This is a genomic window from Bacillus sp. JJ1503 (assembly GCF_036965125.1).
In the GTDB taxonomy this organism is placed as follows: domain Bacteria; phylum Bacillota; class Bacilli; order Bacillales; family Cytobacillaceae; genus Cytobacillus.
Window position 1 is genome coordinate 22,893 of the sequence record NZ_JBALOZ010000117.1, and the last position, 9,680, is coordinate 32,572.

Annotated in this window: 9 protein-coding genes and 2 pseudogenes; 2 read left to right on the top strand and 9 right to left on the bottom strand. The window is 40.2% G+C overall.

The annotated features are described in order from the left end of the window. Positions 1 to 90: 90 nt before the first annotated feature. The 6 genes from yajC to V7149_RS10350 all read right to left on the bottom strand — a co-directional run bounded on the left by yajC (position 91) and on the right by V7149_RS10350 (position 5,087). A complete protein-coding gene (yajC, locus tag V7149_RS10325; protein WP_335345545.1) occupies positions 91 to 381 on the bottom strand; it encodes a preprotein translocase subunit YajC in 291 nt (96 codons plus the stop codon). Positions 382 to 455: 74 nt separating this feature from the next. Then, complete coding sequence (gene tgt, locus V7149_RS10330; RefSeq protein WP_335345546.1) at positions 456 to 1,595, bottom strand: tRNA guanosine(34) transglycosylase Tgt; 1,140 nt, start codon at positions 1,593 to 1,595, stop codon at positions 456 to 458. 48 nt (positions 1,596 to 1,643) lie between these two features. After that, complete coding sequence (gene queA / locus V7149_RS10335) at positions 1,644 to 2,672, bottom strand: tRNA preQ1(34) S-adenosylmethionine ribosyltransferase-isomerase QueA (protein WP_335345547.1); 1,029 nt, start codon at positions 2,670 to 2,672, stop codon at positions 1,644 to 1,646. 56 nt (positions 2,673 to 2,728) lie between these two features. Continuing rightward, complete coding sequence (gene ruvB / locus V7149_RS10340) at positions 2,729 to 3,730, bottom strand: Holliday junction branch migration DNA helicase RuvB (protein ID WP_335345548.1); 1,002 nt, start codon at positions 3,728 to 3,730, stop codon at positions 2,729 to 2,731. Between the two features lie 37 nt (positions 3,731 to 3,767). Continuing rightward, positions 3,768 to 4,379 (bottom strand): Holliday junction branch migration protein RuvA, encoded by a 612-nt coding sequence (gene ruvA / locus V7149_RS10345; protein ID WP_335345549.1) that lies wholly within the window; start codon positions 4,377 to 4,379, stop codon positions 3,768 to 3,770. 156 nt (positions 4,380 to 4,535) lie between these two features. Then, entirely contained in the window at positions 4,536 to 5,087 is a 552-nt protein-coding gene (locus tag V7149_RS10350) for an intercompartmental signaling factor BofC (protein WP_335345550.1), read from the bottom strand. A gap of 283 nt (positions 5,088 to 5,370) precedes the next feature. On the opposite strand from V7149_RS10350, the pseudogene V7149_RS10355 reads away from it, so the two are divergent. After that, a pseudogene (locus V7149_RS10355) lies at positions 5,371 to 5,826 on the top strand (shikimate kinase); the annotation flags it as partial. Between the two features lie 15 nt (positions 5,827 to 5,841). Beyond that, a complete protein-coding gene (gene aroD / locus V7149_RS10360; protein ID WP_335345562.1) occupies positions 5,842 to 6,600 on the top strand; it encodes a type I 3-dehydroquinate dehydratase in 759 nt (252 codons plus the stop codon). A gap of 89 nt (positions 6,601 to 6,689) precedes the next feature. Here aroD and V7149_RS10365 read toward each other — a convergent pair whose 3' ends face one another. The 3 genes and pseudogenes from V7149_RS10365 to V7149_RS10375 all read right to left on the bottom strand — a co-directional run. Further along, positions 6,690 to 7,352, bottom strand: a complete 663-nt coding sequence (locus V7149_RS10365) for a YhcN/YlaJ family sporulation lipoprotein (protein ID WP_335345551.1) — start codon at positions 7,350 to 7,352, stop codon at positions 6,690 to 6,692. 103 nt (positions 7,353 to 7,455) lie between these two features. Then, on the bottom strand, positions 7,456 to 8,448 hold the full coding sequence (locus tag V7149_RS10370; RefSeq protein ID WP_335345552.1) for a phosphotransferase: 993 nt from the start codon (positions 8,446 to 8,448) through the stop codon (positions 7,456 to 7,458). Beyond that, positions 8,420 to 9,680 (bottom strand): annotated as a pseudogene (locus V7149_RS10375) (SafA/ExsA family spore coat assembly protein); the annotation flags it as partial. The gene V7149_RS10370 and the pseudogene V7149_RS10375, both read right to left, overlap by 29 nt.

The window sequence follows — 9,680 nt, forward strand, 5'->3', positions numbered from 1 at the left end:
GATTGGCTTGTGACCTCGAGGGGGTAGGCGCTGGAGCTAGACATATAATAAAAAAAGAAGCGGAATCTAATAATCCCGCTTCTTTTCTCATTAAGATTTTGCTAGCATATCTCCGCCAGCAGCTGACTCTGTTACTTCGCGAATCGCAGCACGATCGTATGTAAGACGGCTACCATCACCACATTTAATGACTACTTTTCCTTCATCAATAGCATCGACAAAGCCATGTAGACCCCCGATTGTAACAATCTTATCTCCCTTTTTCAGGCCGCCCTGCATTGTTTGAACCGCCTTTTGGCGCTTCTGCTGCGGACGAATAAGCAAGAAATAAAATAGAACAAACATTAACAATAGTGGTCCAATTGTACCTAACATTTCCATTTACTTTCCCTCCTTCCATATAAAAAGATTTTCCTCAAAAAGTCAGGGTTTGTCCATCTTTTTGAATATGCAAATTAGAAATTTTTCGCATTAGGCTTATTAAAACCGTATTTTTCGAAAAACTCTTCTCTAAAGTCACCAAGTCGGTCTTCTCTGATCGCTTGTCTGACCCCTTCCATCAATTTTAGCAGAAAATATAGATTATGGTAAGTCGTAAGTCGAATTCCGAAAGTTTCATCACAACGAATTAAATGCCGGATATAGGCACGGCTGTAATTTCGGCAAGTATAGCAATCACAATGCTCATCAATTGGACCAAAATCTCTGGCATATTTTGCATTCTTTACAACTAATCGGCCTTCGCTTGTCATTAAAGTACCATTTCTTGCGATTCTAGTCGGCAACACGCAATCAAACATGTCTACGCCGCGAATGGCTCCATCAATTAATGAGTCAGGTGATCCAACCCCCATTAAGTATCTTGGTTTATCAGATGGGAGTAATGGAGTTGTAAATTCAAGCACACGGTTCATAATATCTTTTGGTTCACCTACTGATAATCCACCGATAGCATAGCCAGGGAAATCAAGTGAAACTAAGTCCTTTGCACTTTGTTTCCGTAATTCTTCATATTCGCCACCTTGAACAATACCGAAAAGACCTTGGTCACTTGGCCTTTTATGCGCCTGTAAACAGCGCTCAGCCCACCTGGAAGTTCGTTCCACTGACTTCTTCATATATTCGAAAGTAGCCGGGAATGGCGGACATTCATCAAAAGCCATCATAATATCGGAGCCCAACGAGTTTTGAATCTCCATCGCTTTTTCCGGTGATAAAAAGAGCTTATCTCCATTTAAGTGATTGCGAAAATGGACCCCTTCCTCTTCAATCTTACGGAATTCGCTTAAGCTAAATACTTGGAAGCCTCCCGAGTCGGTTAAGATGGCACGGTCCCAGTTCATAAATTTATGCAGACCGCCCGCTTCCTCAACGATCTCCTGCCCCGGGCGTAGCCATAGGTGGTATGTATTACTTAGGATAATACCTGCTCCCATTTCCTTTAAATCTTCAGGGGACATTGTCTTGACGGTTGCAAGCGTACCGACAGGCATGAACACAGGGGTTTCAAAGGAGCCATGCGGCGTATGAACTCGTCCAAGACGAGCACCCGTTTGTTTACATGTTTTAATTAATTCATAGCGAATTGCTGTCAATTCAGTTTTCTCCTTCCATGATTAAACCATTTTTTCAGTTAAACTTTTTCATAAAATTAGCATGGCATCCCCAAAGCTGAAGAATCGATATTTTTCCTCCACCGCTTTATGATAGGCATGCAATATATTTTCCCTGCCAGCTAGAGCACTAACTAGCATGATAAGCGTGGATTTAGGCAAATGAAAGTTTGTGATCATCCCATCAATACCTTTAAATTCATAGCCAGGATAAATAAATATATCTGTCCAGCCGCTTGCCTCTTCATACCGGCCATCATGTTTAGAAGCAATTGTTTCTAGTGTTCTTGTAGAGGTTGTCCCGACCGTAATAATTCTGCCGCCGCTTTCACGAACCTTATTTAAAAGATTAGCCGTCCCCTCTGTTACTTGATAAAACTCTGCATGCATATCATGCTCATCAATTTCCTCTACACTAACAGGCCTGAATGTACCAAGACCAACATGGAGAGTAATAAAAGCAATATGTACACCGATTTTTTTTATTTCCTCTAACAATTCCTCTGTAAAATGGAGTCCTGCCGTAGGTGCAGCTGCAGAGCCTCTTTCACGGGCAAAAACAGTCTGATACCGTTCTCGATCCTCTAATTGCTCCTTTATGTATGGCGGAAGAGGCATCTCCCCTAATTGATCGAGCACCTCATAAAAAATGCCTTCATAATGAAATTCAAGGGTTCTTCCTCCATGATCTGAGCTTCCAACACAAACAGCGGAAAGCAGTCCATTTCCAAATTCAATCCTTGTCCCCTCTTTTATTCGTTTCGCTGGCTTTACAAGCGTTTCCCATACATCCCCATCCTGCTGTTTCAATAGGAGCACCTCAATTTTTGCACCGGTGCCTTCTTTTTCACCTAAAAGTCTTGCTGGCAGCACCTTTGTATCATTTAAGACAAGGCAGTCCCCAGCTTTTAGGTAATCTTTTAAATGTTTGAATGTATCATGTGTGATTGCACCTGTCGTTTTATCAAGCACCATTAATCTGCTGCTAGTCCTCTCGGTAAGAGGAGTCTGTGCAATAAGTTCCTCAGGTAAATGAAAATCAAATAAGTCTACTTTCATGCTGACACCAACTTTAATATTATTCTGCTTTTCTCCATTCATACAAAAAGGATGGATTAATCTTCAGGCACCTCTATTTGTAAATGCCTGTATACCAAATCTGTCACGATCCGTCCTCGCGGTGTCCGCTGTAGAAACCCGATTTGCAATAAGTATGGTTCATAAACATCTTCGATAGTAAGTGATTCCTCACCGATTGTTGCGGCAATGGTTTCTAAACCGACAGGGCCTCCACGGAACTTTTCAATGATCCCTCTTAATAATTTATGGTCAATATGATCAAGACCTAAACGGTCAACTTGAAGAAGCTCCAAGGCTTCATTTGCTTGGGCCTCATCAATTATGCCGTTCCCTTTAACTTGGGCAAAATCTCTCACTCTTCTTAACAGCCTATTGGCAATTCGCGGAGTCCCTCTGGACCTTCTAGCAATTTCGGCTGCGGCCAAAGGCTCAATCTCTGTATCTAATACTTCCGCTGTCCTAGTCACAATCTCCTGAAGCTGGAATTCATTATAGTATTCCAATCTGCTAAGTACTCCGAAGCGATCCCGTAAAGGCGCTGATAAAGAACCTGCCCTTGTTGTAGCTCCCACTAGAGTAAATGGGGGGAGATCTAGCCTAACGGATCTCGCACTAGGGCCCTTTCCAATGACAATATCTAGACAGAAGTCTTCCATTGCTGGATATAAAACTTCTTCAATTGTCCTCGGCAAGCGGTGAATTTCGTCAATAAACAACACATCCCCAGGCTCTAGTGCTGTAAGAATGGCTGCAAGATCTCCTGGCCTCTCTATAGCAGGTCCAGCTGTCGTGCGGATATTCACACCCATTTCATTAGCAATAATGGCTGCCAAGGTCGTTTTCCCAAGGCCAGGCGGACCGTAAAGTAAAACATGGTCAAGGGTTTCATGTCGGAGCTTAGCCGCTTTAATAAATATCTCCAAGTTTTCCTTTACCTTATCCTGACCGATATATTGTTTTAAATTCTGGGGACGTAAGCTTTGTTCAAATGAGAGATCCTGCAGATCAGCCTCACTAGATATTATACGTTCTTCCATATCATCACCACAATTTCAATTAGTAATAACTAAGCCATTATTTTAACAGCCTTTGCAGCGCTTTTTTTATGTACTGGTCTGTTGTTAATTTTTCTTTTTTTAATGCCGGAGATATTTTGTTAATCTCCTTTTCCGAATATCCAAGTGCCTTTAATGCAAGGATTGCCTCCTCAAACTCTTGGCTATGCTCGTTCATTTGAGGATGTAATTTATCCTGTGAAAATAAATCTGGAAAAAAGTCCGGTACAATATTTTGCAATTTCCCTTTAAGATCCAGGATCATTTGTCTCGCTGTTTTTTTACCGACTCCCGGGAATTTCACAAGGAATGCTTCATCCTCATTTTCAATCGCCTGAACCACTTGTTCCGGTTCCCCTGATGCCAGAATGGCCAATGCCCCCTTCGGTCCAATTCCAGTAACATCTAATAGTTTAATAAACAGCGTTTTCTCTTCTCTCGAATGAAAACCGTATAAGGCTATGACATCCTGTCTCACATGGTGGTAAGTGAATACCTTAGCCTCTTGTCCTAAATCCTTTGAAAAGCTAAATGGATTTGGAGTAGAGATTTGGTAGCCTATACCGTTATTCTCGATGACAACAAATTCGGGCCCAATATAGTCAACCCGCCCTTTAATAAATTCATACAATGCCTTTTCGCTCCTCTATTTTGCTGTACATCATTGTATCATACTTTACATATATTCGTAGAAAAAATAGCAGTAAAAAACCAAGGCTGAGTATGTAAATAATCATCACAAAAAAACAGTGACAGCCACTGTAATTGTAGTAGCTGTCACTGTTTTTTAATTCGCTTGTTTATCTACTTTGGAGTAAGACTTAAATGTCTCCAGCACTTCAACAAACTGTTCCTTTGTTTTTATTGGGATTCCTTCTTTTAATTCCTCACACTTTTTACTTTCAAGCCGGCCTAAGTCAATCTGAAAAAAGGACTGGATTATATTTGACTTATGCGGCCTTCCGTTAAAGATCGTTAAAACCCCTTTATCTGTAATGCCAAAATAACCGTTCGCTTTCAGTAATGGGGATATGTCATCCATATATTTACGGAAGATCATTTTCTCTTCTTCCATATCTATAAGCTGCCATTCATCATATTTCGCCCAAAATTCTTCCATGGACCAGATTGTTTCCGTAAGAAGTTCCTGGCTTAACTCTCCATCCATATACATACGCTCTAAAACGACCGTTATATGCAGTGGTTCCTCAAAAGTTGTAACCTTGTTATTCCCCATATTCCCCTGTGAAGCATTTCCCTCTGCTAATCCATTGATAGGGGAAAACTGAATCAAAAGTAGAATAGCAAAGCAAAGGACTATGGACCATTTGGTTCTCATTATTGATCACCTCGTTATTGAATACGGTGCCTTTAAATTTTGTTTCATTTCATTAACTATTGTGACCATATTTTTCTTCCTTATCCGGTTATATTTTACAAATTTATTAATAAACAGTGAATCATTCAAAATAGTAAATGAGCAAATAACAAAATATTTAAACTATGATTAGCATGAGAGAAGTTCTATAATGAGGAAAAGTTATATTTACTTAGGGGGATCATGTATTTTGTTAAGCCGAGAAATTCCTTTGAGGGAAAAAAGCATAGTTATTATTGGATTTATGGGAGTTGGCAAAACAACTATCGGAAATTTGGTTGCTGAAAAGCTTGGCCGGAAATTTATTGATACAGATGTTGAAATAGAAAAAGAATTTCAAATGCCCATATCCCAAGTTTTTAGTCAGCTAGGTGAGAAGCAGTTTAGGGAGAAGGAAAAAGCACTCATTATTAAATTGAGCCAAGAAAAATCTCATATTTTATCTCTTGGCGGAGGAGCTTTTCTTCAAAAAGAAATTAGAGAGGCCTGTTTAGCGAATTGTATTGTTATTTATATTCACTTGCCTTGGGAAAGCTGGAAGGAAAGAATTCCTTTAATTATTGATAGCCGTCCTGTGCTGCAAGGAAAATCTTTGAACGAAATTCAAGAGCTTTTTCAAATAAGACAGGAAATTTATTCTCATCACCATCATAAGTTTGAAACAGAAAATCTAGAAGCGGAAGAAGTTTCCGACCAGATTGTAAAAACATTACTCTTGAACAAGCAAATAACAGTTAAGAATATTGTAATTGGCGATGGGCCTCCGAAAATATGTGTCCCTATTATTGGGGAGACAATAAGTCAAATAAAAGAAGAGGCAAAGTATTTAAAAACAATTGATGCAGATTTAGTAGAGTGGCGGGCCGACTTTTTCGAGAATGTTGAGGATATTGACCAAGTTAAAATGGCTTTGGGAATAATCCACAAGGAATTATCTTCTACGCCTTTTATTTTCACTTTTAGAAGTGCAAGGGAAGGCGGCGAAAAAGACATCAGCCTTGCCTATTATGCGGAATTAAATAAAGCAGTTATCAATACAGGTTTAGTGGATATTGTGGATGTAGAATTATTTAGTGATGAGGTTATTATTAGAGAGGTTGTAAATACCGCACACACCAATCATGTTTTTGTTATCATTTCCAATCACGACTTTGAAAAAACGCCTCCAAAAGATGAAATAATTAGACGTCTCCGTAAGGCGCAAGAGCTTGGCGGCGATCTTCCCAAAATTGCTGTCATGCCTACAACTGCATCAGATGTCTTAACACTATTAGAAGCCACACTTACAATGTATGATCATTATGCTGATCGCCCGATTATTACGATGTCGATGGCAGAAAAAGGGGTAATAAGCCGTTTATCAGGAGGAATTTTTGGTTCAAGCATAACATTCGGTTCTGCGAAAAAAGCATCTGCACCAGGACAAATAGCTGCTACAGAGCTACGCAGAGTATTAACCATTCTCCACAAATAAGTAAAGTTAGGAGCAAAGCATAACTTTGCTCCTTATGTTTCTGTACTTGTTGCAGCGTTTTATCAAAAACCTGTCCAAATCCGTTAAATTTACCGTTTTTTCAGCGAATTAAAGATGTTTTGAGTGTCTAAATTAATCTGATCCCTTGGGCCGCCTTCCCGCAAGTCATTATCAATCACCTTTATACGATTAAAGGTCGATGAATCTGTGACAATATGGGCAGTTTTTCCATTTAAGTAAGGACTAACTGCTTGTTGGATTTTTGTGATCGTTTCTTGTTTTCGATCATTATCAGCAAGATTGACAGCGATTAGGACATCATTTCCATTTACAAGTGATTCAACGTCCCTCACATTATTTACACGGGCAGCCTGATTAATTTGATTGATGAAATTTCCATCGTAGCCTTCATAATAAGAGGATCGCGGCTTACGTTCATTAAAGCCTAGATGCCCATGGTAATTGGCATCATTCCGGCTGAAACCGTCATTTTGCAGTCGCTGGTAATTTCGGTCCCCATTATTAATCGTATTATCCATCATTTCAGTAACGGGTCCATCATTATCCACTCCATCAAGAATACGGGCATTTCCTCCGCCATTTGGCTGATTATCACTTGAATAATACCCTATTGGCTGAACGTTTTTATTATTACGGTCTTGGACAGCTGTTTCATTATCATTTACTCCGCATCCAGCTAAACCTATCGACATTATCGCTGCAACAGGTAGTGCAAATAGCTTTTTATTCAAGCGAAAAACCCCCCTCGCTATAGTAAAAGCATGAGCTAATGCTCATTAATAGGGTGGCAGGTTAGACTCGCTTTCATTCTGTCTAGTTACGACCAATTCACACTTATTCAACCTTATTTTGCAATTCCTTGAAAAATTCTTGCCTTGCTTTAAATTGTCCAACTGTTATATGAAGCAAATGCTGAATTTTTTCTTGCTGTAAATGCGACCTTTCTCTTATAGAACGATTCCATTCCCTGAAAATGTCAGTTGGATACCCAAGCCCGTATAAAAACCCCTTTTCAAGCATAAACGGGTGTATGATCTTAATACCTTCCAGCTCCTTAAATGACCATTGTAAGTTAGGCAATATCCTATTGGCATATTGGAGATAGTCAGAATGTGGTAGTCCTATACTAATTAAATCAAAGTCAATCAGATGTAATTCACCGTTGTTTGCTCGCAAAAAATTATGATGGGCGACATCGCCATGCAGAATAACCTTTTTCCCGCTTTGAAAAAAGTTAGCTTCTGCCTGAATCCCTTTTAAAGACCAGTCTGCCCAAACGAGTAACTCATTAATTATTTCTTTTTGCACATAATATTTAATGATCGGCAGATTATTAAAAAATATCGTTAATCTTTCATTCCATTTGGCAAATTGATTAAAATGGGGGAGTCTCTGTTCAAATTGTTTTGCCATATTTTCTGTTGCTGAGTGAAAATCGTTTAATAAGTATAAACCTTCCTGCTGATCTTGCTGGTGATGAAATGTAAATAAATGATCTGAAGGCTGGATATATTCCAGACAACCATAAAAGCTGCCTTCAAACTGTAATGGCGGATACTTTGCCAATTGATAAAAAGAATATGTTTTTAAAAATCCTTTTTCCTTCAAAGACGTTACTAAATCTTCCTGCTGCTTTAGTCGTGAAAAAGTCGAAAATTCCTTTAATATAAAATCCTTGTCAGTCGCCTTAACATAAAAAACCTTTTTTCTAATTGGTTTAATTTCTTCAATTGTAATCGTTAGCTGATTTTGTAAATAGGAGAAGAGACGATTAAGAAATAAATCGTCTCCTCCGTGATTAATCTTCATATTCATCGCTTTCTTCAAAGCTTCGCGGCATCTCCAAAGCCTGACCTCCCAATGGCCCTGGTCCATATGGACTCATATATGGGTTCATGACCCCAGTCATAGGGTAACCCATTTGCGGATTGCCATATTGCTGTCCATATGGAGCACGGTACATTGGAGCTACTCCCATGTCATACATTCCAGGTGCTCCAAAGCCTGGATTATACGCTCCCTGAAACATTTGTGGGGCTCCGCTGCCACAGCCGCAATCTTCTTTTACTCCTTGCATTGGCATAACTTGTGTTGGCATTAATGGCATTTGGCTTTGGGATGGCAATATTGGCATCTGGGTTTGAGTTGGCATTATCGGCATCTGACTTTGAGTTGGCATTATCGGCATCTGACTTTGAGTTGGCATTAAAGGCATCTGAGCCATACCAGGTGATTCCTCCATCACCCCTTGTACTTGAGGCATTACACCCATTTGCGGATATCCATACGGCATTTGTTCGTATAGCATTGGTCCGCAAAAACCGGACCCAGGCATGACTGGTGATATCGGAATCATTGGTGGCAGGAAAGGAGGACATGGCGCCTGTGGATATCCATAGGCTGGCTGCATCGCTGGTGCCGTATATGTTGGCTGAAGCGGCAATTGATGCTGCCCCATCTCTTGAACACCCATTACAGGTGCTGGCATCTGTGCTCCTGGTACTTGAGTAAAGGCTGGATTCGTATATGGCATTTGATGCATCGGCATGAATGAGGATGATTCCTCAAAACCATGGCTTTCGACACCTGCTAATCCGTAATGCGGCATTTGATGCATCGGCATTGCTTGTGCCTGATACATAGGCATAGTTGCTGCCCCCTGAACTTGCGGGTAGCCCATAGTTTGTGGATATCCTCCAGGAAATCCAGTTCCAGGCATGACTGGAGAAACAGGATAAAAACTGTGTGGTTGGTATGGATACATTGGCTGATAAAACCCTCCTTGTTTTATATGATCACTTTCAATTGATTCAGGGCTTACATGGGCAATTGGTTTAACTTGTGGAAGGATGTTTACTGGTTTTGGCGGGAGCTGTGGTGCCTGCTGCTGAGCCGCTAAATTAGGCATAATGGGCTTTGGCATTTTTGGAGCGTATGGTTTCACTGGCATTTCTTCTAGTGGCGACACCATTTTTGGCAATTGCTTCGGCAATTCCATTTGTGGTGATACCATTTTTGGCAATTGCTTTGGTATTTCCATCTGTGGTGATACCATTTTC

Bases quoted from the DNA above. Each gene is read 5' to 3' on its own strand.
- queA (WP_335345547.1), bottom strand. From the start codon at position 2,672: ATGAAAGTAGACTTATTTGATTTTCATTTACCTGAGGAACTTATTGCA.
- V7149_RS10350 (WP_335345550.1), bottom strand. From the start codon at position 5,087: ATGAGAACCAAATGGTCCATAGTCCTTTGCTTTGCTATTCTACTTTTG.
- ruvB (WP_335345548.1), bottom strand. From the start codon at position 3,730: ATGGAAGAACGTATAATATCTAGTGAGGCTGATCTGCAGGATCTCTCA.
- yajC (WP_335345545.1), bottom strand. From the start codon at position 381: ATGGAAATGTTAGGTACAATTGGACCACTATTGTTAATGTTTGTTCTA.